The sequence below is a fragment of the Lelliottia nimipressuralis genome (assembly GCF_041464075.1).
Lineage (GTDB): Bacteria > Pseudomonadota > Gammaproteobacteria > Enterobacterales > Enterobacteriaceae > Enterobacter > Enterobacter nimipressuralis.
In genome coordinates this window covers 4,200,076-4,220,903 of sequence record NZ_CP167172.1, presented here as the reverse complement: position 1 = coordinate 4,220,903, position 20,828 = coordinate 4,200,076, and the positions used below count along the sequence as shown (strand labels likewise).

Sequence of the window (20,828 nt, the reverse complement as noted above, 5' to 3'; positions counted from 1 at the left end):
CGAATCATGGCAGCGAAAATCCGTCGTGATGACGAAGTTATCGTGTTAACCGGTAAAGATAAAGGTAAACGCGGTAAAGTAAAAAATGTTCTGTCTTCCGGCAAGATCATTGTTGAAGGTATCAACCTGGTTAAGAAACATCAGAAGCCGGTTCCGGCCCTGAACCAACCAGGTGGCATCGTTGAAAAAGAAGCTGCAATTCAGGTTTCTAACGTTGCACTCTTCAACGCGGCAACCGGCAAGGCTGACCGTGTAGGCTTTAGATTCGAAGACGGCAAAAAAGTCCGTTTCTTCAAGTCTAACAGCGAAACTATCAAGTAATTTGGAGTAGTACGATGGCGAAACTGCATGATTACTACAAAGACGAAGTAGTTAGCAAACTCATGACTGAGTTTAACTACAATTCTGTCATGCAAGTCCCTCGGGTCGAGAAGATCACCCTGAACATGGGTGTTGGTGAAGCGATCGCTGACAAGAAACTGCTGGATAACGCAGCAGCTGATCTGACAGCAATCTCCGGTCAAAAGCCGTTGATCACCAAAGCACGCAAATCTGTTGCAGGCTTCAAAATCCGTCAGGGCTATCCGATCGGCTGTAAAGTAACTCTGCGTGGCGAACGCATGTGGGAGTTCCTTGAGCGCCTGATCTCTATTGCTGTTCCACGTATCCGTGACTTCCGTGGCTTGTCCGCTAAGTCATTCGATGGTCGTGGTAACTACAGCATGGGTGTCCGTGAGCAGATCATCTTCCCAGAGATCGACTACGATAAAGTCGACCGCGTGCGTGGTTTGGATATTACCATTACCACTACTGCGAACTCTGACGAAGAAGGCCGTGCTCTGCTGGCTGCCTTTGACTTCCCGTTCCGCAAGTAAGGTAGGGTTACTGAATGGCTAAGCAATCAATGAAAGCACGCGAAGTAAAGCGCGTAGCTTTAGCTGATAAATTCTTCGCTAAACGCGCTGAACTGAAAGCGATCATTTCTGATGTGAACGCTTCCGACGAAGATCGTTGGAACGCAGTTCTGAAGCTGCAGTCTCTGCCGCGTGATTCCAGCCCGTCTCGTCAGCGTAACCGCTGTCGTCAAACTGGTCGTCCGCACGCTTTCCTGCGGAAGTTCGGGTTGAGCCGTATTAAGGTCCGTGAAGCCGCTATGCGCGGTGAAATCCCGGGTCTGAAAAAGGCTAGCTGGTAATTGTCACCAATTGAATCACGGGAGTAAAGACAGATGAGCATGCAAGATCCGATCGCGGATATGCTGACCCGTATCCGTAACGGTCAGGCCGCGAACAAAGTTGCGGTCACCATGCCTTCCGCCAAGCTGAAAGTGGCAATTGCCAATGTGCTGAAGGAAGAAGGTTTTATCGAAGATTTTAAAGTTGAAGGCGACACCAAGCCGGAACTGGAACTTACTCTTAAGTATTTCCAGGGTAAAGCTGTTGTAGAAAGCATTCAGCGTGTCAGCCGCCCAGGCCTGCGCATCTATAAGAAAAAAGATGAGCTGCCTAAAGTTATGGCTGGTCTGGGTATCGCAGTTGTTTCTACCTCTAAAGGTGTTATGACTGATCGTGCAGCGCGCCAAGCTGGTCTTGGTGGCGAAATTATCTGCTACGTAGCCTAATCGGAGGAAAGAATGTCTCGTGTTGCTAAAGCACCGGTCGTCATTCCTGCCGGCGTTGATGTAAAAATCGACGGTCAGGTTATTACGATCAAAGGTAAAAACGGCGAGCTGACTCGTACCCTCAACAATGCTGTTGAAGTTAAACATGCAGATAATGCTCTGACCTTCGGTCCGCGTGATGGTTTCGTGGATGGATGGGCTCAGGCTGGTACCGCGCGTGCCCTGCTGAACTCAATGGTTGTTGGTGTTACCGAAGGCTTCACTAAAAAGCTTCAGCTGGTTGGTGTAGGTTATCGTGCAGCTATCAAAGGGAATGCAGTAGGCCTGTCTCTGGGCTTCTCTCACCCCGTTGAGCATCAGCTGCCTGCTGGTATCACTGCAGAATGTCCGTCTCAGACTGAAATCGTGCTGAAAGGCGCGGATAAACAGCTGATCGGTCAGGTTGCAGCAGACCTGCGCGCCTACCGTCGTCCTGAGCCTTATAAAGGCAAGGGTGTTCGTTACGCCGACGAAGTCGTGCGTACCAAAGAGGCTAAGAAGAAGTAAGGTAACACTATGGATAAGAAATCTGCTCGTATCCGTCGTGCGACCCGCGCACGCCGCAAGCTCAAAGAGCTGGGTGCAACTCGCCTGGTGGTACATCGTACCCCGCGTCATATTTACGCACAGGTCATTGCACCAAACGGTTCTGAAGTTCTGGTAGCTGCTTCTACTGTAGAAAAAGCTATTACTGAACAATTGAAGTACACCGGTAACAAAGACGCTGCTGCAGCTGTCGGTAAAGCTGTTGCTGAACGCGCTCTGGAAAAAGGCATCAAAGTCGTGTCCTTTGACCGTTCCGGGTTCCAATATCATGGTCGTGTCCAGGCACTGGCAGATGCTGCCCGTGAAGCTGGCCTTCAGTTCTAAGGTAGAGGTGTAAGATGGCTCACATCGAAAAACAAGCTGGCGAACTGCAGGAAAAGCTGATCGCGGTTAACCGCGTATCTAAAACCGTTAAAGGTGGTCGTATTTTCTCCTTCACAGCTCTGACTGTTGTTGGTGATGGTAATGGTCGCGTTGGTTTTGGTTACGGTAAAGCGCGTGAAGTTCCAGCAGCGATCCAGAAAGCGATGGAAAAAGCCCGTCGCAATATGATTAACGTCGCGCTGAACCACGGCACCCTGCAACACCCTGTTAAAGGTGTTCACACGGGTTCTCGTGTCTTCATGCAGCCGGCTTCAGAAGGTACCGGTATTATTGCCGGTGGTGCAATGCGCGCCGTTCTCGAAGTCGCTGGAGTTCATAACGTTCTGGCTAAAGCATATGGTTCCACCAACCCGATTAACGTGGTTCGTGCAACTATTGATGGCCTGGAAAATATGAATTCTCCAGAAATGGTCGCTGCCAAGCGTGGTAAATCCGTTGAAGAAATTCTGGGGTAATTGACCATGGCAAAGACTATTAAAATCACTCAAACCCGCAGTGCAATCGGTCGTCTGCCGAAACACAAGGCAACGCTGCTTGGCCTGGGTCTGCGTCGTATTGGTCATACCGTTGAGCGTGAGGATACTCCCGCTGTACGTGGTATGGTCAACGCGGTTTACTTCATGGTTAAAGTTGAGGAGTAAGAGATGCGTTTAAATACTCTGTCTCCAGCCGAAGGCTCTAAAAAGGCGGGTAAACGCCTTGGTCGTGGTATCGGTTCTGGCCTCGGTAAAACCGGTGGTCGTGGTCACAAAGGTCAGAACTCTCGTTCTGGCGGTGGCGTACGTCGCGGTTTCGAGGGTGGCCAGATGCCACTGTACCGTCGTCTGCCGAAATTCGGTTTCACCTCTCGCAAATCAGCGATTACAGCGGAAATCCGTCTGTCTGACCTGGCGAAAGTTGAAGGCGGCGTTGTAGACCTGAACACGCTGAAAGCAGCAAACATTATCGGTATCCAGATCGAGTTCGCGAAAGTGATCCTGGCTGGTGAAGTAACTACTCCGGTAACTGTTCGTGGCCTGCGTGTTTCTAAAGGCGCTCGTGCTGCTATCGAAGCTGCTGGCGGTAAAATTGAGGAATAAGTAGCAGATGGCTAAGCAACCGGGATTAGATTTTCAAAGTGCCAAGGGTGGATTTGGCGAACTGAAACGCAGACTTTTGTTTGTAGTTGGTGCGCTGATCGTTTTCCGTATTGGCTCTTTTATTCCGATCCCTGGTATCGATGCCGCTGTACTTGCCAAACTGCTTGAGCAACAGCGAGGCACCATCATTGAGATGTTTAACATGTTCTCTGGTGGTGCTCTCAGCCGTGCTTCTATCTTTGCACTGGGTATCATGCCGTATATTTCGGCATCTATTATTATCCAGCTGCTGACGGTCGTTCATCCGGCCCTGGCAGAGCTGAAGAAAGAAGGGGAGTCTGGTCGTCGTAAGATCAGCCAGTACACCCGTTACGGCACTCTGGTGCTGGCAATATTCCAGTCAATCGGTATTGCTACCGGTTTACCGAATATGCCTGGTATGCAGGGCCTGGTTATTAACCCGGGCTTTGCATTCTATTTCACCGCTGTTGTAAGTCTGGTCACAGGGACTATGTTCCTGATGTGGCTCGGCGAACAGATTACTGAGCGAGGTATCGGAAACGGTATCTCAATCATTATCTTCGCCGGTATCGTTGCGGGACTCCCGCCAGCCATTGCCCATACGATCGAGCAAGCGCGTCAAGGCGACCTGCACTTCCTCCTGTTGCTATTGGTTGCAGTATTAGTATTTGCAGTGACGTTCTTTGTTGTCTTCGTTGAACGTGGTCAACGCCGCATTGTGGTGAACTACGCGAAACGTCAGCAGGGTCGTCGTGTCTATGCTGCACAGAGCACACATTTACCGCTGAAAGTGAATATGGCCGGGGTTATCCCAGCGATCTTCGCTTCCAGTATCATTCTGTTCCCAGCAACCATCGCGTCATGGTTCGGGGGCGGAACCGGTTGGAACTGGCTGACAACAATTTCGCTGTATTTGCAGCCTGGGCAACCGCTTTATGTGTTACTCTATGCGTCTGCAATCATATTCTTCTGTTTCTTCTACACGGCGTTGGTCTTCAACCCGCGTGAAACAGCAGATAACCTGAAGAAGTCCGGTGCATTTGTACCAGGAATTCGTCCGGGAGAGCAAACGGCGAAGTATATCGATAAAGTAATGACTCGTCTGACTTTGATTGGCGCGTTGTACATTACTTTTATCTGCCTGATCCCGGAGTTCATGCGTGATGCAATGAAAGTACCGTTCTACTTCGGTGGGACCTCACTGCTTATCGTTGTTGTCGTGATTATGGACTTTATGGCTCAAGTGCAAACTCTGATGATGTCCAGTCAGTATGAGTCTGCCTTGAAGAAGGCGAACCTGAAAGGCTACGGCCGTTAATTGGTCGCCCGAGAAGTTACGGAGAGTAAAAATGAAAGTTCGTGCTTCCGTCAAGAAATTATGCCGTAACTGCAAAATCGTTAAGCGTGATGGCGTCATCCGCGTGATTTGCAGTGCCGAGCCGAAACATAAACAGCGTCAAGGCTGATTATTTCGCATTTTTTTCTTGCAAAGTTGGGTTGAGCTGGCTAGATTAGCCAGCCAATCTTTTGTATGTCTGTACGTTTCCATTTGAGTATCCTGAAAACGGGCTTTTCAGCATGGTGCGTACATATTAAATAGTAGGAGTGCATAGTGGCCCGTATAGCAGGCATTAACATTCCTGATCAGAAACATGCTGTGATCGCATTAACTTCGATCTATGGCGTCGGCAAGACCCGTTCCAAAGCCATTCTGGCTGCAGCGGGTATCGCTGAAGATGTTAAGATCAGTGAGCTGTCTGAAGAACAAATCGACACGCTGCGTGACGAAGTTGCCAAATTTGTCGTTGAAGGTGATCTGCGCCGTGAAGTTAGCATGAGCATCAAGCGCCTTATGGACCTTGGTTGCTATCGCGGTTTGCGTCATCGTCGTGGTCTCCCGGTTCGCGGTCAGCGCACCAAGACCAACGCACGTACCCGTAAGGGTCCGCGCAAACCGATCAAGAAATAATCGGGGTGATTGAATAATGGCAAAGGCACCAATTCGTGCACGTAAACGTGTAAGAAAACAAGTCTCTGACGGCGTGGCTCATATCCATGCTTCTTTTAACAACACCATCGTTACTATTACTGATCGTCAGGGTAACGCATTGGGTTGGGCAACAGCCGGTGGTTCCGGTTTCCGTGGTTCTCGCAAATCTACTCCGTTCGCAGCCCAGGTTGCAGCAGAGCGTTGTGCAGAAGCCGTAAAAGAATACGGCATCAAGAATCTGGAAGTTATGGTTAAAGGTCCGGGTCCGGGTCGCGAATCAACTGTTCGTGCTCTGAACGCCGCTGGTTTCCGCATCACTAATATTACTGATGTGACTCCGATCCCTCATAACGGTTGTCGTCCGCCGAAAAAACGTCGCGTATAACGCTTACGTTTTCTAGGATTGTTGGAGATAGAAAATGGCAAGATATTTGGGTCCTAAGCTCAAGCTGAGCCGTCGTGAGGGCACCGACTTATTCCTTAAGTCTGGCGTTCGCGCGATCGATACCAAGTGTAAAATTGAACAAGCTCCTGGCCAGCACGGTGCGCGTAAACCGCGTCTGTCTGACTATGGTGTGCAGTTGCGTGAAAAGCAAAAAGTTCGCCGTACCTACGGTGTGCTGGAGCGTCAGTTCCGTAACTACTATAAAGAAGCAGCACGTCTGAAAGGCAACACCGGTGAAAACCTGTTGGCTCTGCTGGAAGGTCGTCTGGACAACGTTGTTTACCGTATGGGCTTCGGCGCTACTCGTGCTGAATCACGCCAACTGGTTAGCCATAAAGCAATCATGGTAAACGGTCGTGTTGTTAACATCGCTTCTTATCAGGTTAAAGCGAACGACGTTGTTAGCATTCGTGAGAAAGCGAAAACGCAATCTCGCGTGAAAGCCGCTCTGGAGCTGGCTGAGCAGCGTGAAAAGCCAACCTGGCTGGAAGTTGATGCTGGCAAGATGGAAGGCACGTTCAAGCGTCAGCCAGAACGTTCTGATCTGTCTGCGGACATTAACGAACACCTGATCGTCGAGCTTTACTCCAAGTAAAGCTTAGTACCAAAGAGAGGACACAATGCAGGGTTCTGTGACAGAGTTTCTAAAACCGCGCCTGGTAGATATCGAGCAAGTGAGTTCGACGCACGCCAAGGTGACCCTTGAGCCTTTAGAGCGTGGCTTTGGCCATACTCTGGGTAACGCACTGCGCCGTATTCTGCTCTCATCGATGCCGGGTTGCGCGGTGACCGAAGTTGAGATTGATGGTGTACTTCATGAGTACAGCACCAAAGAAGGCGTTCAGGAAGATATCCTTGAAATCCTGCTCAACCTGAAAGGGCTGGCGGTGAGAGTTCAGGGGAAAGATGAAGTTATTCTTACTCTGAATAAATCTGGCATTGGCCCTGTGACTGCAGCCGACATTACCCATGATGGTGATGTCGAAATCGTCAAGCCGCAGCACGTGATCTGCCACCTGACCGATGAGAACGCAGCTATTAGCATGCGTATCAAAGTTCAGCGCGGTCGTGGTTATGTGCCGGCTTCTGCCCGAATTCATTCGGAAGAAGATGAGCGCCCAATCGGCCGTCTGCTGGTCGACGCATGTTACAGCCCTGTAGAGCGTATTGCCTACAATGTTGAAGCAGCGCGTGTAGAACAGCGTACCGACCTGGACAAGCTGGTCATCGAAATGGAAACCAACGGCACAATCGATCCTGAAGAGGCGATTCGTCGTGCGGCAACCATTCTGGCAGAACAACTTGAAGCTTTCGTTGACTTACGTGATGTTCGTCAGCCGGAAGTTAAAGAAGAGAAACCAGAGTTCGATCCGATCCTGCTGCGCCCTGTTGACGATCTGGAATTGACTGTCCGCTCTGCTAACTGCCTCAAGGCAGAAGCTATCCACTATATCGGTGATCTGGTACAGCGTACCGAGGTTGAGTTGCTGAAAACGCCTAACCTGGGTAAAAAATCTCTTACTGAGATTAAAGACGTGCTGGCTTCACGTGGTCTGTCTCTGGGTATGCGCCTGGAAAACTGGCCACCAGCAAGCATTGCTGACGAGTAACCGGATCACAGGTTAAGGTTTTACTGAGAAGGATAAGGTCATGCGCCATCGTAAGAGTGGTCGTCAACTGAACCGTAACAGCAGCCATCGCCAGGCTATGTTCCGCAACATGGCAGGTTCACTGGTTCGTCATGAGATCATCAAGACGACCCTGCCTAAAGCGAAAGAGCTGCGTCGCGTAGTTGAGCCGCTGATTACTCTTGCCAAGACTGACAGCGTTGCTAATCGTCGTCTGGCATTCGCCCGTACTCGTGATAACGAGATCGTGGCAAAACTGTTTAACGAACTGGGCCCGCGTTTCGCGAGCCGTGCCGGTGGTTACACTCGTATTCTGAAGTGTGGCTTCCGTGCAGGCGACAACGCTCCGATGGCATACATCGAGCTGGTTGATCGTTCTGAATCGAAAGCAGAAGCTGCTGCAGAGTAATCTGTAGTAACGTAAAAGAACCCGCTTCGGCGGGTTTTTTTATATCCCCTGAATCATCCTTTCTCTACACTGTCTGAATCCACTCTTATACTTCGGAGTTTTACGATTTGGCTGCTTGATCAATGGGCAGAACGTCATATCCTGGATGCCCAACGTAAAGGCGAGTTTCGCGATCTTCCAGGCGCTGGCCAACCGCTTACACTTGATGATGATACCCTGGTTCCCGCTGAATTACGGTCGGGCTATCGATTGTTAAAAAATGCCGGTTGCCTTCCTCCAGAGCTCGTAAATCGTAAGGATGCGTTGGCTCTGGCTGATTTGCTTAAAGGCATTGAACCTGGCGATCCTGAAGCGCAGGAAATCCGTCGACGGTTGGCGCTTATTGAGCTTAAATTGCAGCAAGCCGGACTGAATACCGATTTCCTGCATGGTCAATATTCGGATCGTTTGTTTAAAACAATCAAAGGAGATTGCTAATGTATCGCATTGGGGAACTTGCGAAGCTCGCAGACGTTACGCCAGACACTATCCGCTACTACGAAAAGCAGCAGATGATGGAACATGAGGTTCGCACGGAAGGTGGTTTTCGGCTTTACACTGAAAAGGATCTTCAGCGACTCAAGTTCATCCGCTATGCGCGACAGCTCGGTTTTACGCTGGAATCGATTAGAGAACTGCTTTCGATCCGCATCGATCCTGAACACCACACCTGTCAGGAATCGAAAAGCATCGTTCAGGCCAGGTTAACGGAGGTGGAAGCGAGAATTGAAGAGCTACAGACCATGCGGCGTTCACTGCAGCGTCTTAATGATGCGTGTTGCGGTACGGCACATAGCAGTCTCTACTGTTCAATACTCGAAACACTGGAACAAGGCGCCAGTGGCATACCGCGTGGCTGTTGATTTTTAAAATGAGTGGATCTACACTCGCGCCGATTTTACTTACAATCTGGAGATATTATGAGCCGCTATCAGCATACGAAGGGGCAAATTCAGGATAATGCCATTGAGGCTTTGTTACATGATCCACTGTTTCGCCAGCGGGTCGAAAAGAATAAAAAAGGGAAGGGAAGTTATCTGCGAAAAGGAAAACATGGCAAACGGGGAAACTGGGAGGCCAGTGGCAAGAAAGTGATTCACTTTTTTACCACTGGCCTTCTGGCTTTATGCGCCTGATTACGGGCGACTGTTCTGCTCTTTCAATAGATCGCGAATTTCAGTCAGTAAAACTTCTTCTTTTGTCGGTGCCGGTGGTGCAGCTGCCGGTTCTTCTTTTTTACGGTTCAATTTATTAATCAGCTTAATCGCCATAAAGATTGCGAAGGCAACAATCAAAAAGTCGAAAATATTCTGAATAAATACGCCATAGTGCATCACGACTGCAGGGATATCGCCTTGTGCATCTCTGAGAGTGAAGGCAAATTGTTTGAAATCGACACCACCAATTAACAGCCCTAACGGTGGCATAATGATATCGGCAACCAGAGATGAAACAATCTTGCCGAATGCTGCACCAATAATCACACCCACTGCCAAATCTACTACATTCCCGCGCATCGCAAATTCGCGAAATTCTTTAATTACACTCATTTTATTCTCCTTGAGCCAGCTAACGATCCTAAGTTTAACAAATCATTAGCCAATTTCCATTGAGGATAAATATTCGTTATGAAAAATTAAGCATTATAAAATAGAGGGTTAATAAAAAAGGCGCCCGAATGAGCGCCTTTCACCATTACAGGAAGAATGGACTTGGCTGGAACAGGCGTTCGACGTCGGTAATAAACTTTTTATCTGTCAGGAACATAATGACATGATCGCCCTGTTCGATGCGCAAATTATCATTAGCGATCATGACATCATTCCCGCGCACCACGGCACCGATTATTGTGCCTGGCGGTAGTTTAATTTCGTCAATGGCTCGGCCTACAACGCGTGAAGTGGTTTCATCACCGTGAGCGACGGCTTCAATTGCTTCGGCAACGCCACGACGGAGGGAGGAAACGCCGACAATATCCGCTTTACGGACATGGCTTAACAGCGCTGAAATGGTTGCCTGCTGTGGCGAGATGGCAATATCAATGACGCTGCCTTGCACCAAATCGACATAGGCCCGGCGCTGAATGAGCACCATGACTTTTTTGGCACCCATGCGTTTTGCCAGCATGGCCGACATGATATTGGCTTCATCGTCATTGGTGACGGCGATGAACAGATCAACTTGATCAATATGTTCTTCCGCCAGCAATTCCTGATCCGATGCGTCGCCATAGAACACGATCGTATTCTGAAGTTTTTCTGCCAGCTCTGCAGCGCGCTGTTGATCGCGTTCGATCAACTTCACGCTGTAATCTTTTTCAAGTCGGTGCGCCAGACCAGCACCTATATTCCCGCCGCCTACCAACATGATGCGCTTATAGGGTTTTTCCAGACGCTGGAGTTCACTCATTACGGCGCGGATATGCTGTGAGGCAGCAATGAAGAACACCTCATCTCCGGCTTCGACAATGGTGGAGCCTTGCGGGCGAATGGGACGATCATGACGGAATATTGCCGCCACACGCGTATCAATATGGGGCATATGCTCGCGCATGGTGGAGAGTGCATTACCAATCAGCGGGCCGCCGTAGTAAGCCTTCACAACCGCCAGACTGACTTTCCCTTCGGCAAAGTTCACAACCTGCAGGGCGCCAGGATATTCAATCAGACGGTAAATACTGTCGATAACCAGTTGTTCTGGGGCGATAAGATGATCAATCGGTACCGCTTCAGAATTGAAAAGCTTTTCTGCATCACGGACGTAATCCGGTGAGCGAATACGTGCAATTCGGTTCGGGGTGTTGAATAACGAATAGGCGACCTGGCAGGCGACCATATTTGTTTCATCCGAACTGGTCACCGCGACCAACATGTCCGCATCGTCAGCGCCCGCTTCGCGAAGTACGCGCGGATGCGAACCGTGCCCCTGCACTACGCGTAGATCGAATTTATCCTGCAATCCCCGCAGCCGATCGCCATTGGTGTCGACGATTGTGATGTCGTTATTTTCGCCCACCAGGTTTTCAGCCAGCGTGCCGCCGACCTGTCCTGCACCCAGAATGATTATCTTCATAGCTTGCGACCCGTTTTCAACATCACGCTTTGATTAGCTTAGCGTAAAAGAAGCCATCACCTTCTTCCGCTCCCGGCAGGTTTTGGATTCCCGGAACATCGTCTGTGCCCGTCATGTGTAACGCAGCATCAGGAGTACGTTTCAGGAATGCGGCAATCTGCTGGGCGTTTTCTTCCGGAAGAACGGAGCATGTTGCATAAACCAACGTTCCGCCAGACTTCAGATGCGACCAGACGGCATCAAGAATTTCGCTTTGCAGCTGAGCCAGCTCATTGATATCGCGGTCCCGGCGCAGCCATTTGATATCCGGATGACGGCGAATCACACCGGTTGCCGAGCAAGGGGCGTCCAGCAGGATACGATCAAACTGTTCGTCGCCGCACCACTGGGAAGGGGTACGTCCGTCACCTTGCTTGACTTCCGCTGTCAGACCCAGGCGTTTCAGGTTGTCATATACACGAGAGAGTCGCTGCTCGTCCACGTCGACCGCCAATACTTTAGCCTGTGGCGCAGCTTCAAGAATATGCGTCGTTTTACCACCTGGAGCGGCGCACAGATCGAGAATACGTTCGCCGTTTTGTGGCGCAAGCCAGGTGATACACCCCTGGGCGGAGGCGTCCTGAACGGTAACCCAACCCTGGTCAAAACCAGGCAATGCCTGCACAGGGGCAGGGGATGCCAGACGCACTGCATCGGGGTAGGCGTCATGCGTAAAACCGCTCATTTCAGCGTGTTCAAGCAGAGCCAACCATTCATCGCGAGTATGGTGGATACGGTTAACGCGCAGCCACATTGGCGGGCGTTGATTGTTGGCGTCAACAATGGATTCCCATTGTTGCGGATAGGCTTTTTTCAAGCGCTTAAGCAGCCATTCCGGATGCAGAAAACGCTGTTCGGACTGGTTGAACTCTGCCACCAGTTCTTCCTGCTGACGCTGGAACTGGCGCAATACGCCGTTGATCAGCCCCTTCAACTGCGGACGCTTAATCGCCACGGCGCCTTCAACGGTTTCTGCCAGAGCGGCGTGAGGGGGAATGCGCGTATGGAGCAGCTGGTAGAATCCGACCATAATCAAATAGTGGATAGTGCGCTGTTTACCCGTCATTGGTCGGGACATCAGCTTGTTAATTAGCCACTCCTGCTGCGAGAGCGTACGCAGTACGCCAAAGCACAGTTCCTGGAGAAGAGCTTTGTCTTTATCAGACACTTTCTGCTGAAGCGGCGGCAAGATATTGCTCAGCGATTGACCTTGTTCGACCACTTTCTCAATGGCCTGTGCAGCCATGCTGCGAAGATTTAGTTTTTTCATAACCGCAAAAATAAAAATGCCCGGAAACTCCGGGCTTTTGGATTAAATGTGTTTAGCCGAGATGTTTACCCGGCGTAAACCACTCACGACGGGAATTCAGCAGGTCCTGTGCGCTCATTGCTTTTTTACCGGCGGGCTGGAGCGACTCCAGATTCAGGATCCCTTCGGCCGTTGCAACCTGAATACCCTGTTTATTTGCATCAATGATTGTGCCAGGTTCCGCGCGGGAGTCGCCATCAATGACCGATGCTTTCCAGATTTTCACTGGCTGCTCGTCGATGGTCAGCCAGCTCATCGGCCACGGGTTAAATGCGCGGATGCAACGTTCAAGTTGGGCAGCAGAAAGTGACCAGTCGAGCTGCGCCTCTTCTTTACTGAGCTTTTCAGCATAGGTAACGAGTGATTCATCCTGAACTTCAGGCTGGGTTTTGCCATCGGCCAGTTGCTGCAACGTCTCAATCAGCCCCTGTGGACCGAGATCAGCCAGCTTGTCATACAGCGTTGCACTGGTATCTTCTGGAGTGATAGGGCATGCCAGTTTGTACAGCATATCCCCCGTATCCAACCCTACGTCCATCTGCATGATGGTGACGCCGGTTTCGCTATCTCCCGCCCAGAGCGAACGCTGAATAGGTGCGGCCCCGCGCCAGCGTGGGAGAAGAGAACCATGCACATTGATGCAGCCCAGACGCGGCATATCCAGAACCGCTTTTGGCAGAATTAATCCGTAGGCCACGACAACCATTACATCGGCATTCAGTTCTGAGACAAGCTGCTGATTTTCCTGAGGACGTAAAGATACAGGCTGGAAAACGGGCAAGCCATGCTCTTCGGCCAGTACTTTAACCGGGCTTGGCATCAGTTTCTTACCACGGCCTGCAGGACGATCCGGTTGAGTGAACACACCGACAACCTGGTGACCCGATGATAACAGCGCGTCCAGGTGACGCGCTGCAAAGTCCGGGGTTCCCGCGAAGATAATGCGTAACTTTTTAGACACGTTATTCCTTGTATCCGGGGGGCACGTTATGCGCGAGTGCGCATACGATCCAGTTTCTCGACTTTCTGACGAATACGCTGCTGCTTCAGTGGAGAGAGGTAATCGATAAACAGTTTACCGACCAGATGATCCATCTCGTGCTGAATACAGATTGCCAGAAGATCGTCTGCTTCCAGTTCAAATGGGTTGCCGTCACGATCAAGCGCGCGGATTTTCACTTTCTCGGCGCGAGGCACCAGCGCACGCTGTTCAGGAATGGACAAACAGCCTTCTTCGATTCCTGTTTCGCCGCTCTTCTCGAGCAGTTCCGGGTTGATCAACACCAGACGATCTTCGCGATTCTCTGAAACATCAATCACGATAATACGTTTGTGGATATTCACCTGGGTCGCCGCGAGACCGATGCCTTCTTCAGCGTACATCGTATCGAACATATCATCGACGATACGTTGAATTTCTGCATTCACTTCTTTTACCGGTTCAGCAACAATGCGAAGGCGCTCGTCCGGGATATGTAACACTTGCAAAACTGCCATAAATTTCCAGAGCCGTTGTTCAGGAGTTGAAAAGATTATTACCTCTATTCTAGACAAATCCCCCTCTGATTGACAGCATCGGTGACCAATCGCAAGGATTGCTGGAGCCGCTTATGGCAGGGAATAGGATGACTTCCACTGAGATATGGTTACGCCTAATCAACATTGGGGATTTGTGTGGCGAAGCAATGTTGATGGCTGCGCAACGTTTGACGCGGCGAGAGAATATTGATGAAGCAGTACTGACAGAGGCGGGCCTGACGAAGAAGCAGACCAGTAAATTTATGAGCATGAAAGAATCTGACCTTGAACGCTCACTTAAATGGCTCCAAATTCCGGGGCATTATCTCATTTGCGCAGATAACCCACTCTATCCTCAGCGTTTACGAACCCTGTCTGATTACCCAGGCGCTTTATTCGTTAAAGGCAATGTTGATGCGCTGAAAAGCGTTCAACTGGCGGTGGTCGGTAGCCGTTCACCTTCCTGGTATGGTGAGAGATGGGGCAAGATTTTCTGTGAGCATCTGGCAAGATGTGGATTCACTATCACCAGCGGACTGGCGCGCGGGATTGATGGTGTTGCTCATCGGGCAGCGCTCTCTGTTCAGGGGAAAAGTATTGCCGTTCTTGGCAATGGCCTGTTCAGTGTTTACCCCCCTCGTCATGTCTCTCTTGCCCAGAGCATTATTGACGCTGAGGGCGCGGTGATATCTGAGTTTTCGCTCGCCACTTCGCCGTGGCCTGCTAATTTCCCCCGGCGTAATCGTATTATTAGCGGCTTGAGTCGGGGCGTCCTGGTTGTTGAGGCGGCGCAACGGAGTGGATCGCTGGTCACCGCTCGATGTGCCATGGAGCAGGGGCGAGAAGTATTTGCGTTGCCCGGCCCCATTGGCAATCCCGGTTGCGAGGGGCCGCACTGGCTCATCAAGCAAGGCGCGACGCCTGTGACCAGCCCAGAGGAAATCCTGGAAAATTTGCAATCTGGGCTAACCTGGATCCCAGATGAGCCTGAAAAATCACTTTATTCATCAGATCAGGAGGAGGTGGCATTGCCATTTCCTGAGCTCCTGGCTAACGTAGGAGATGAGGTAACACCTGTTGACGTTGTCGCTGAACGTGCCGGCCAATCTGTGCCTGTGACGGTAGCACAGCTACTCGAACTGGAGTTAGCAGGATGGATCGCAGCTGTACCCGGCGGCTATGTCCGATTGAGGAGGGCAAGCCATGTTCGACGTACTGATGTATTTGTTTGAGACTTACATCCATAACGAAGCTGAAATGCGCGTGGATCAGGATCGGCTGACGCGGGATCTTACCGATGCAGGATTCGAACGGGAAGATATCTATAACGCCTTAATGTGGTTAGAAAAGCTGGCTGATTATCAGGAAGGCCTTGTCGAACCCATGCAGCTCGCTTCTGATCCCCTGTCTGTTCGTATTTTTACGGCTGAAGAGTGTGAAAGGCTGGATGCCAGTTGCCGGGGATTTATCTTATTCCTGGAACAGATTCAGGTGCTAAACCTCGAAACCCGAGAGATGGTGATAGAGCGCGTCATGGCGCTGGATACGGCAGAATTTGAACTGGAAGATCTCAAATGGGTGATTCTGATGGTTCTGTTTAATATTCCGGGCTGTGAAAATGCCTATCAGCAAATGGAAGAATTACTCTTTGAAGTGAATGAAGGTATGCTGCATTAATTCATCTATGTAGCTCCAAGAGTTGTTATGGCCAAATCAGCACTGTTTACGGTGTCTAATAACGAGCCCTGCCCACAGTGTGGGGCTAATCTTGTCATCCGGTCCGGGAAACACGGTCCGTTTCTCGGTTGTTCACACTATCCAGAATGTGATTATGTCCGTCCCCTGAAGAGTCAGGCGGACGGGCATATCGTCAAAATTCTGGAGGGGCAGCTATGCCCGGTCTGTGGTGCTGCTCTGGCATTACGTCAGGGGCGCTTCGGTATGTTTATCGGCTGTAGCCACTACCCTGAATGTAGCCATACCGAGCAGATTGATAAACCAGATGAGACCGCGATTGCCTGTCCCCAGTGCCAACAGGGACAGCTGGTACAGCGTCGTTCCCGGTTCGGTAAAACGTTCCACTCCTGCGATCGCTATCCTGAATGCCAGTTCGTTATCAATTTCAAACCAGTAGCGGGGATTTGCCCTCACTGCGATTATCCGCTGCTCATCGAGAAGAAAACGGCACAGGGCATAAAACTGTTCTGTGCCAGTAAACAATGTGGAAAGCCGGTTTCGGCGGATCAAACCTGTGAAGAATAAATTAACATCGGACTCCATTGCCCGTGCGCTGGAAGTCTTGAGAAAAGAAGAAGTCATCGCCTATCCAACGGAAGCTGTATTTGGGGTCGGATGCGATCCTGACAGCGAATTGGCCGTTACGCGTCTATTAGAACTGAAGCAAAGACCGGTCGAAAAGGGACTCATCCTGATTGCTGCAAACTTTGAGCAACTCAAGCCTTACATTGATGATTCGATGTTGAACGAGGCGCAGCGAGACACTATTTCTGCGGCATGGCCTGGTCCAGTCACCTTTGTTTTCCCGGCGCTGCCGACCACGCCGCGTTGGCTGACGGGGCGCTTTGATTCCCTTGCAGTGCGTGTTACCGATCATCCGCTGGTGGTTGAGCTGTGCCAGATATTTGGTAAGCCGCTGGTTTCTACCAGTGCCAATCTGACAGGGTTGCCACCTTGCCGCACATCGCAAGAAGTGCTGGCCCAGTTTGGAGATCATTTCCCGGTGGTTATCGGTGAAACGGGCGGTCGTCAGAATCCATCGGAAATTCGCGATGCGTTAACCGGCGAGCGCTTTCGCCAGGGGTAATAGGATGGATAAGTACGCGGTTTTTGGTAATCCAATAGCTCACAGCAAGTCGCCGTTCATTCATCAGCAATTTGCTGAACAGCTGCAAATCGATCATCCCTATGGCCGCGTTCTGGCGCCCGTCGATGATTTTGTACCAACGCTGAATGCTTTTTTTGACGCGGGCGGCAAAGGGGCCAACATCACCGTGCCCTTTAAAGAAGAGGCATTCGCCCGAGCGGATGAGTTAACCGAGCGCGCCTCCCTTGCCGGGGCGGTGAATACCCTCAAGCGACTGGAGGACGGACGCCTGCTGGGTGACAACACCGATGGTATTGGCTTATTAAGCGATCTCGAAAGACTCTCTTTTATTAAGAAGGGTTTTCGTATTCTGTTGATTGGCGCGGGCGGTGCCTCTCGCGGCGTATTGTTGCCACTTCTTTCTATGGATTGTGCTGTCACGATCACTAACCGCACGTTCTCCCGGGCAAAAGAATTGGCTACGCTTTTTGCCCACACGGGCAGCGTGAACGTGGTGGCAATGGAAGATCTGGGTGAGCATGAATTTGATCTCATCATTAATGCGACATCCAGCGGGATCGCTGGCGATGTACCAGCGCTCCCTTCTTCATTAGTCACTCCTCATATTTACGTCTATGACATGTTCTATCAAAAGGGCAAAACGCCTTTCCTGAGCTGGTGTGAAGAACGCGGCGCGAAGCATCTGGCCGATGGCCTGGGCATGCTGGTGGGGCAAGCGGCACATGCTGTTCTGCTTTGGCATGGCGTATTACCCGCAGTAGAGCCTGTTATTGAAAAACTGAAACAGGAATTGCTGGCATGAACCAGGCGATTCATTTTCCAGACAGGGAAGTCTGGGACGAAAGCAAACAGGCAGTCTGTTTTCCGGTATTGGTTAACGGTATGCAGATGACCTGCGCTATTACGGGCGAGTTATTGCTAAGGCGTTTTGGCGGGACGATACCGCTGGAGGTCTTCAGGGATCATCGCTGGGATCTTGAAGAAGAAGCCAGCGATATGATCCGTAACGAGCAGGAAGACGATCAAGGGTGGGTGTGGTTTTCCTGATCCAGGTAGTCGTCTTTCCATTTGACGTAGTTATTCGCCGAATATTTCAGCCCTTCGATTTCCGTCTCTTTTAACCGACGGATCTGTTTTACCGGGCTGCCTAAATAGAGATAGCCGCTTTCCAGGCGTTTGTTTTGCGGGACCAGACTCCCGGCGCCTATCATCACATCGTCTTCTACAACGACCCCATCCAGCAGAATAGATCCCATCCCCACCAGTACCCGGTTGCCAATAGTGCAGCCGTGTAACATCACTTTATGACCGACAGTGACCTCTTCTCCAATAATGAGGGGATTGCCTTCTGGGTTATAGGACGACTTATGGGTAACGTGTAAAACGCTACCGTCCTGAATATTGGTGCGCGCGCCGATCGTCACGTAATTCACATCACCCCTGATCGCGACGAGCGGCCAGATGCTGACATCATCATCCATTCTGACATCGCCGATGAGTACGCTACTCGGATCGATCATCACGCGTTCCCCCATTTTCGGGAACAGACCTTTATAGGGACGGAGTACTGCAGACATATCAACCTCGACTGATGAGCTTATACAGAAGATTTTGATCATATTATGCAGCATGAAGGGGTGTTAAATGCGTCAATTTTTAATCAGATCGGGCAGGATCTCATCGAAAAGCGTGGAAAAGCAGCAGTCAGGAAAAAAGATCTAAAAAACGCTTGTGCTAAAAACTGGGATCCCTATAATGCGCCTCCATCGACACGGCAGATGTGAATCACTTCACACAAACAGCCGGTTCGGTTGAAGAGAAAAAATCCTGAGATTCAGGGTTGACTCTGAAAGAGGAAAGCGTAATATACGCCACCTCGCAACGGTGAGCGAAAGCCGCGTTGCACTGCTCTTTAACAATTTATCAGACAATCTGTGTGGGCACTCAAAGTGACATGGATTCTAACGTCGCAAGACGCTAAATGAATACCAAAGTCTCTGAGTGAACATACGTAATTCATTACGAAGTTTAATTCACGAGCATCAAACTTAAATTGAAGAGTTTGATCATGGCTCAGATTGAACGCTGGCGGCAGGCCTAACACATGCAAGTCGAGCGGTAGCACAGAGAGCTTGCTCTCGGGTGACGAGCGGCGGACGGGTGAGTAATGTCTGGGAAACTGCCTGATGGAGGGGGATAACTACTGGAAACGGTAGCTAATACCGCATAACGTCGCAAGACCAAAGAGGGGGACCTTCGGGCCTCTTGCCATCAGATGTGCCCAGATGGGATTAGCTAGTAGGTGGGGTAACGGCTCACCTAGGCGACGATCCCTAGCTGGTCTGAGAGGATGACCAGCCACACTGGAACTGAGACACGGTCCAGACTCCTACGGGAGGCAGCAGTGGGGAATATTGCACAATGGGCGCAAGCCTGATGCAGCCATGCCGCGTGTATGAAGAAGGCCTTCGGGTTGTAAAGTACTTTCAGCGAGGAGGAAGGCATTGTGGTTAATAACCACAGTGATTGACGTTACTCGCAGAAGAAGCACCGGCTAACTCCGTGCCAGCAGCCGCGGTAATACGGAGGGTGCAAGCGTTAATCGGAATTACTGGGCGTAAAGCGCACGCAGGCGGTCTGTCAAGTCGGATGTGAAATCCCCGGGCTCAACCTGGGAACTGCATTCGAAACTGGCAGGCTAGAGTCTTGTAGAGGGGGGTAGAATTCCAGGTGTAGCGGTGAAATGCGTAGAGATCTGGAGGAATACCGGTGGCGAAGGCGGCCCCCTGGACAAAGACTGACGCTCAGGTGCGAAAGCGTGGGGAGCAAACAGGATTAGATACCCTGGTAGTCCACGCCGTAAACGATGTCGACTTGGAGGTTGTTCCCTTGAGGAGTGGCTTCCGGAGCTAACGCGTTAAGTCGACCGCCTGGGGAGTACGGCCGCAAGGTTAAAACTCAAATGAATTGACGGGGGCCCGCACAAGCGGTGGAGCATGTGGTTTAATTCGATGCAACGCGAAGAACCTTACCTACTCTTGACATCCACGGAATTTAGCAGAGATGCTTTAGTGCCTTCGGGAACCGTGAGACAGGTGCTGCATGGCTGTCGTCAGCTCGTGTTGTGAAATGTTGGGTTAAGTCCCGCAACGAGCGCAACCCTTATCCTTTGTTGCCAGCGGTCCGGCCGGGAACTCAAAGGAGACTGCCAGTGATAAACTGGAGGAAGGTGGGGATGACGTCAAGTCATCATGGCCCTTACGAGTAGGGCTACACACGTGCTACAATGGCGTATACAAAGAGAAGCGACCTCGCGAGAGCAAGCGGACCTCATAAAGTACGTCGTAGTCCGGATTGGAGTCTGCAACTCGACTCCATGAAGTCGGAATCGCTAGTAATCGTAGATCAGAATGCTACGGTGAATACGTTCCCGGGCCTTGTACACACCGCCCGTCACACCATGGGAGTGGGTTGCAAAAGAAGTAGGTAGCTTAACCTTCGGGAGGGCGCTTACCACTTTGTGATTCATGACTGGGGTGAAGTCGTAACAAGGTAACCGTAGGGGAACCTGCGGTTGGATCACCTCCTTACCTGAAAGAACCTGCCTTTGTAGTGTCCACACAGATTGTCTGATGAAAAGTAAATAGCAAGGCGTCTTGCGATTGAGACTTCAGTGTCCCCTTCGTCTAGAGGCCCAGGACACCGCCCTTTCACGGCGGTAACAGGGGTTCGAATCCCCTAGGGGACGCCACTTGCTGGTTTGTGAGTGAAAGTCACCTGCCTTAATATCTCAAAACTGATTCTCAGGAATCATGTTTGAGATATTTGCTCTTTAAAAATCTGG

31 protein-coding genes, 1 tRNA gene and 1 rRNA gene are annotated in these 20,828 nt (G+C 50.7%); 27 read left to right on the top strand and 6 right to left on the bottom strand.

Features of this window, described 5'->3' with window-relative positions:
• Window positions 1-6 precede the first annotated feature (6 nt).
• The 19 genes from rplX to arfA all read left to right on the top strand — a co-directional run bounded on the left by rplX (window position 7) and on the right by arfA (window position 9,337).
• A complete protein-coding gene (rplX, locus tag ACB496_RS20270) occupies window positions 7-321 on the top strand; it encodes a 50S ribosomal protein L24 (protein ID WP_016538464.1) in 315 nt (104 codons plus the stop codon).
• 14 nt (window positions 322-335) lie between these two features.
• Window positions 336-875 carry a 50S ribosomal protein L5 gene (gene rplE, locus ACB496_RS20265; protein ID WP_015960710.1) on the top strand — a complete coding sequence of 180 codons (540 nt, stop codon included), beginning with the start codon at window positions 336-338 and terminating at the stop codon, window positions 873-875.
• Window positions 876-889: 14 nt separating this feature from the next.
• A complete protein-coding gene (rpsN, locus tag ACB496_RS20260; protein WP_015960709.1) occupies window positions 890-1,195 on the top strand; it encodes a 30S ribosomal protein S14 in 306 nt (101 codons plus the stop codon).
• 33 nt (window positions 1,196-1,228) lie between these two features.
• Window positions 1,229-1,621, top strand: coding sequence for a 30S ribosomal protein S8 (gene rpsH, locus ACB496_RS20255; RefSeq protein WP_006178918.1), 393 nt, complete (start codon window positions 1,229-1,231; stop codon window positions 1,619-1,621).
• Window positions 1,622-1,633: 12 nt separating this feature from the next.
• Entirely contained in the window at window positions 1,634-2,167 is a 534-nt protein-coding gene (rplF, locus tag ACB496_RS20250) for a 50S ribosomal protein L6 (RefSeq protein ID WP_100778650.1), read from the top strand.
• 9 nt (window positions 2,168-2,176) lie between these two features.
• On the top strand, window positions 2,177-2,530 hold the full coding sequence (rplR, locus tag ACB496_RS20245) for a 50S ribosomal protein L18 (RefSeq protein ID WP_015960708.1): 354 nt from the start codon (window positions 2,177-2,179) through the stop codon (window positions 2,528-2,530).
• A gap of 14 nt (window positions 2,531-2,544) precedes the next feature.
• Window positions 2,545-3,045 (top strand): 30S ribosomal protein S5, encoded by a 501-nt coding sequence (gene rpsE, locus ACB496_RS20240; RefSeq protein ID WP_002438697.1) that lies wholly within the window; start codon window positions 2,545-2,547, stop codon window positions 3,043-3,045.
• 6 nt (window positions 3,046-3,051) lie between these two features.
• Window positions 3,052-3,231 (top strand): 50S ribosomal protein L30, encoded by a 180-nt coding sequence (gene rpmD, locus ACB496_RS20235; RefSeq protein ID WP_003863301.1) that lies wholly within the window; start codon window positions 3,052-3,054, stop codon window positions 3,229-3,231.
• Window positions 3,232-3,234: 3 nt separating this feature from the next.
• On the top strand, window positions 3,235-3,669 hold the full coding sequence (gene rplO, locus ACB496_RS20230; protein WP_100778651.1) for a 50S ribosomal protein L15: 435 nt from the start codon (window positions 3,235-3,237) through the stop codon (window positions 3,667-3,669).
• A 7-nt stretch (window positions 3,670-3,676) separates the two neighbouring features.
• Window positions 3,677-5,008, top strand: coding sequence for a preprotein translocase subunit SecY (gene secY / locus ACB496_RS20225; RefSeq protein ID WP_095283665.1), 1,332 nt, complete (start codon window positions 3,677-3,679; stop codon window positions 5,006-5,008).
• Between the two features lie 31 nt (window positions 5,009-5,039).
• The gene (rpmJ, locus tag ACB496_RS20220; protein ID WP_000868187.1) at window positions 5,040-5,156 is read left to right on the top strand and encodes a 50S ribosomal protein L36; all 117 of its coding nucleotides are present in this window, start codon (window positions 5,040-5,042) and stop codon (window positions 5,154-5,156) included.
• A 146-nt stretch (window positions 5,157-5,302) separates the two neighbouring features.
• Window positions 5,303-5,659 (top strand): 30S ribosomal protein S13, encoded by a 357-nt coding sequence (rpsM, locus tag ACB496_RS20215; protein WP_003031135.1) that lies wholly within the window; start codon window positions 5,303-5,305, stop codon window positions 5,657-5,659.
• A 16-nt stretch (window positions 5,660-5,675) separates the two neighbouring features.
• Window positions 5,676-6,065, top strand: coding sequence for a 30S ribosomal protein S11 (rpsK, locus tag ACB496_RS20210; RefSeq protein WP_003031137.1), 390 nt, complete (start codon window positions 5,676-5,678; stop codon window positions 6,063-6,065).
• A 34-nt stretch (window positions 6,066-6,099) separates the two neighbouring features.
• A complete protein-coding gene (gene rpsD / locus ACB496_RS20205) occupies window positions 6,100-6,720 on the top strand; it encodes a 30S ribosomal protein S4 (protein WP_100778652.1) in 621 nt (206 codons plus the stop codon).
• 25 nt (window positions 6,721-6,745) lie between these two features.
• Complete coding sequence (locus ACB496_RS20200) at window positions 6,746-7,735, top strand: DNA-directed RNA polymerase subunit alpha (RefSeq protein WP_002919219.1); 990 nt, start codon at window positions 6,746-6,748, stop codon at window positions 7,733-7,735.
• A gap of 40 nt (window positions 7,736-7,775) precedes the next feature.
• On the top strand, window positions 7,776-8,162 hold the full coding sequence (gene rplQ / locus ACB496_RS20195; RefSeq protein WP_001216372.1) for a 50S ribosomal protein L17: 387 nt from the start codon (window positions 7,776-7,778) through the stop codon (window positions 8,160-8,162).
• 105 nt (window positions 8,163-8,267) lie between these two features.
• Window positions 8,268-8,639 carry a DUF1992 domain-containing protein gene (locus ACB496_RS20190; RefSeq protein WP_371975264.1) on the top strand — a complete coding sequence of 124 codons (372 nt, stop codon included), beginning with the start codon at window positions 8,268-8,270 and terminating at the stop codon, window positions 8,637-8,639.
• Complete coding sequence (gene zntR, locus ACB496_RS20185) at window positions 8,639-9,064, top strand: Zn(2+)-responsive transcriptional regulator (RefSeq protein WP_371973381.1); 426 nt, start codon at window positions 8,639-8,641, stop codon at window positions 9,062-9,064. Before ACB496_RS20190 ends, zntR begins: the two co-directional genes overlap by 1 nt.
• A gap of 57 nt (window positions 9,065-9,121) precedes the next feature.
• Window positions 9,122-9,337, top strand: a complete 216-nt coding sequence (gene arfA / locus ACB496_RS20180) for an alternative ribosome-rescue factor ArfA (RefSeq protein ID WP_100778655.1) — start codon at window positions 9,122-9,124, stop codon at window positions 9,335-9,337.
• On the opposite strand, the gene mscL is transcribed toward arfA, so the two are convergent.
• The 5 genes from mscL to def all read right to left on the bottom strand — a co-directional run bounded on the left by mscL (window position 9,338) and on the right by def (window position 14,118).
• A complete protein-coding gene (mscL, locus tag ACB496_RS20175; protein ID WP_100778656.1) occupies window positions 9,338-9,751 on the bottom strand; it encodes a large-conductance mechanosensitive channel protein MscL in 414 nt (137 codons plus the stop codon).
• 145 nt (window positions 9,752-9,896) lie between these two features.
• Entirely contained in the window at window positions 9,897-11,273 is a 1,377-nt protein-coding gene (gene trkA, locus ACB496_RS20170) for a Trk system potassium transporter TrkA (protein WP_100778657.1), read from the bottom strand.
• Between the two features lie 22 nt (window positions 11,274-11,295).
• Window positions 11,296-12,582 carry a 16S rRNA (cytosine(967)-C(5))-methyltransferase RsmB gene (gene rsmB / locus ACB496_RS20165; RefSeq protein ID WP_371973380.1) on the bottom strand — a complete coding sequence of 429 codons (1,287 nt, stop codon included), beginning with the start codon at window positions 12,580-12,582 and terminating at the stop codon, window positions 11,296-11,298.
• A 52-nt stretch (window positions 12,583-12,634) separates the two neighbouring features.
• The gene (gene fmt, locus ACB496_RS20160) at window positions 12,635-13,582 is read right to left on the bottom strand and encodes a methionyl-tRNA formyltransferase (protein ID WP_371973379.1); all 948 of its coding nucleotides are present in this window, start codon (window positions 13,580-13,582) and stop codon (window positions 12,635-12,637) included.
• A 26-nt stretch (window positions 13,583-13,608) separates the two neighbouring features.
• On the bottom strand, window positions 13,609-14,118 hold the full coding sequence (gene def / locus ACB496_RS20155) for a peptide deformylase (RefSeq protein ID WP_100778660.1): 510 nt from the start codon (window positions 14,116-14,118) through the stop codon (window positions 13,609-13,611).
• Window positions 14,119-14,246: 128 nt separating this feature from the next.
• Here def and dprA point away from each other — a divergent pair, with 128 nt between their 5' ends.
• The 6 genes from dprA to ACB496_RS20125 are packed head-to-tail and all read left to right on the top strand — an operon-like array spanning window position 14,247 to window position 18,031.
• Window positions 14,247-15,371, top strand: coding sequence for a DNA-protecting protein DprA (gene dprA, locus ACB496_RS20150; protein WP_371973377.1), 1,125 nt, complete (start codon window positions 14,247-14,249; stop codon window positions 15,369-15,371).
• Complete coding sequence (gene smg, locus ACB496_RS20145) at window positions 15,343-15,816, top strand: DUF494 family protein Smg (RefSeq protein ID WP_102105788.1); 474 nt, start codon at window positions 15,343-15,345, stop codon at window positions 15,814-15,816. Before dprA ends, smg begins: the two co-directional genes overlap by 29 nt.
• 27 nt (window positions 15,817-15,843) lie before the next feature.
• A complete protein-coding gene (locus ACB496_RS20140) occupies window positions 15,844-16,401 on the top strand; it encodes a topoisomerase DNA-binding C4 zinc finger domain-containing protein (RefSeq protein ID WP_371973375.1) in 558 nt (185 codons plus the stop codon).
• Complete coding sequence (gene tsaC, locus ACB496_RS20135; protein WP_371973374.1) at window positions 16,391-16,963, top strand: L-threonylcarbamoyladenylate synthase type 1 TsaC; 573 nt, start codon at window positions 16,391-16,393, stop codon at window positions 16,961-16,963. The genes ACB496_RS20140 and tsaC overlap by 11 nt, the downstream gene beginning before the upstream one ends.
• Window positions 16,964-16,967: 4 nt before the next feature.
• Window positions 16,968-17,786: a shikimate dehydrogenase gene (gene aroE / locus ACB496_RS20130; RefSeq protein WP_371973373.1), complete on the top strand. Its 819-nt coding sequence runs from the start codon at window positions 16,968-16,970 to the stop codon at window positions 17,784-17,786.
• Complete coding sequence (locus tag ACB496_RS20125) at window positions 17,783-18,031, top strand: DUF1488 domain-containing protein (RefSeq protein WP_371973371.1); 249 nt, start codon at window positions 17,783-17,785, stop codon at window positions 18,029-18,031. The genes aroE and ACB496_RS20125 overlap by 4 nt, the downstream gene beginning before the upstream one ends.
• Here the strand turns inward: ACB496_RS20125 and ACB496_RS20120 are convergent.
• A complete protein-coding gene (locus ACB496_RS20120; RefSeq protein ID WP_371973369.1) occupies window positions 18,007-18,561 on the bottom strand; it encodes a gamma carbonic anhydrase family protein in 555 nt (184 codons plus the stop codon). The genes ACB496_RS20125 and ACB496_RS20120 overlap by 25 nt on opposite strands.
• 473 nt (window positions 18,562-19,034) lie before the next feature.
• Here ACB496_RS20120 and ACB496_RS20115 point away from each other — a divergent pair.
• Window positions 19,035-20,574: ribosomal RNA gene (locus ACB496_RS20115) — 16S ribosomal RNA — on the top strand.
• A gap of 85 nt (window positions 20,575-20,659) precedes the next feature.
• A tRNA-Glu gene (locus ACB496_RS20110) sits at window positions 20,660-20,735 on the top strand.
• Window positions 20,736-20,828 lie beyond the last annotated feature (93 nt).

What these genes read in the sequence shown, in the direction of transcription:
- rpsE (WP_002438697.1), top strand. Translation starts at nt 2,545, where the DNA reads ATGGCTCACATCGAAAAACAAGCTGGCGAACTGCAGGAAAAGCTGATC.
- rpmJ (WP_000868187.1), top strand. Translation starts at nt 5,040, where the DNA reads ATGAAAGTTCGTGCTTCCGTCAAGAAATTATGCCGTAACTGCAAAATC.
- rpsD (WP_100778652.1), top strand. Translation starts at nt 6,100, where the DNA reads ATGGCAAGATATTTGGGTCCTAAGCTCAAGCTGAGCCGTCGTGAGGGC.
- arfA (WP_100778655.1), top strand. Translation starts at nt 9,122, where the DNA reads ATGAGCCGCTATCAGCATACGAAGGGGCAAATTCAGGATAATGCCATT.
- ACB496_RS20200 (WP_002919219.1), top strand. Translation starts at nt 6,746, where the DNA reads ATGCAGGGTTCTGTGACAGAGTTTCTAAAACCGCGCCTGGTAGATATC.
- aroE (WP_371973373.1), top strand. Translation starts at nt 16,968, where the DNA reads ATGGATAAGTACGCGGTTTTTGGTAATCCAATAGCTCACAGCAAGTCG.
- rpsH (WP_006178918.1), top strand. Translation starts at nt 1,229, where the DNA reads ATGAGCATGCAAGATCCGATCGCGGATATGCTGACCCGTATCCGTAAC.
- zntR (WP_371973381.1), top strand. Translation starts at nt 8,639, where the DNA reads ATGTATCGCATTGGGGAACTTGCGAAGCTCGCAGACGTTACGCCAGAC.
- secY (WP_095283665.1), top strand. Translation starts at nt 3,677, where the DNA reads ATGGCTAAGCAACCGGGATTAGATTTTCAAAGTGCCAAGGGTGGATTT.
- rsmB (WP_371973380.1), bottom strand. Translation starts at nt 12,582, where the DNA reads ATGAAAAAACTAAATCTTCGCAGCATGGCTGCACAGGCCATTGAGAAA.
- ACB496_RS20120 (WP_371973369.1), bottom strand. Translation starts at nt 18,561, where the DNA reads ATGTCTGCAGTACTCCGTCCCTATAAAGGTCTGTTCCCGAAAATGGGG.
- ACB496_RS20140 (WP_371973375.1), top strand. Translation starts at nt 15,844, where the DNA reads ATGGCCAAATCAGCACTGTTTACGGTGTCTAATAACGAGCCCTGCCCA.
- rpmD (WP_003863301.1), top strand. Translation starts at nt 3,052, where the DNA reads ATGGCAAAGACTATTAAAATCACTCAAACCCGCAGTGCAATCGGTCGT.
- rplE (WP_015960710.1), top strand. Translation starts at nt 336, where the DNA reads ATGGCGAAACTGCATGATTACTACAAAGACGAAGTAGTTAGCAAACTC.
- rpsN (WP_015960709.1), top strand. Translation starts at nt 890, where the DNA reads ATGGCTAAGCAATCAATGAAAGCACGCGAAGTAAAGCGCGTAGCTTTA.
- smg (WP_102105788.1), top strand. Translation starts at nt 15,343, where the DNA reads ATGTTCGACGTACTGATGTATTTGTTTGAGACTTACATCCATAACGAA.
- def (WP_100778660.1), bottom strand. Translation starts at nt 14,118, where the DNA reads ATGGCAGTTTTGCAAGTGTTACATATCCCGGACGAGCGCCTTCGCATT.
- rpsK (WP_003031137.1), top strand. Translation starts at nt 5,676, where the DNA reads ATGGCAAAGGCACCAATTCGTGCACGTAAACGTGTAAGAAAACAAGTC.
- mscL (WP_100778656.1), bottom strand. Translation starts at nt 9,751, where the DNA reads ATGAGTGTAATTAAAGAATTTCGCGAATTTGCGATGCGCGGGAATGTA.
- ACB496_RS20125 (WP_371973371.1), top strand. Translation starts at nt 17,783, where the DNA reads ATGAACCAGGCGATTCATTTTCCAGACAGGGAAGTCTGGGACGAAAGC.
- rplR (WP_015960708.1), top strand. Translation starts at nt 2,177, where the DNA reads ATGGATAAGAAATCTGCTCGTATCCGTCGTGCGACCCGCGCACGCCGC.
- rplQ (WP_001216372.1), top strand. Translation starts at nt 7,776, where the DNA reads ATGCGCCATCGTAAGAGTGGTCGTCAACTGAACCGTAACAGCAGCCAT.
- rplO (WP_100778651.1), top strand. Translation starts at nt 3,235, where the DNA reads ATGCGTTTAAATACTCTGTCTCCAGCCGAAGGCTCTAAAAAGGCGGGT.
- rplX (WP_016538464.1), top strand. Translation starts at nt 7, where the DNA reads ATGGCAGCGAAAATCCGTCGTGATGACGAAGTTATCGTGTTAACCGGT.
- dprA (WP_371973377.1), top strand. Translation starts at nt 14,247, where the DNA reads ATGACTTCCACTGAGATATGGTTACGCCTAATCAACATTGGGGATTTG.
- rplF (WP_100778650.1), top strand. Translation starts at nt 1,634, where the DNA reads ATGTCTCGTGTTGCTAAAGCACCGGTCGTCATTCCTGCCGGCGTTGAT.
- trkA (WP_100778657.1), bottom strand. Translation starts at nt 11,273, where the DNA reads ATGAAGATAATCATTCTGGGTGCAGGACAGGTCGGCGGCACGCTGGCT.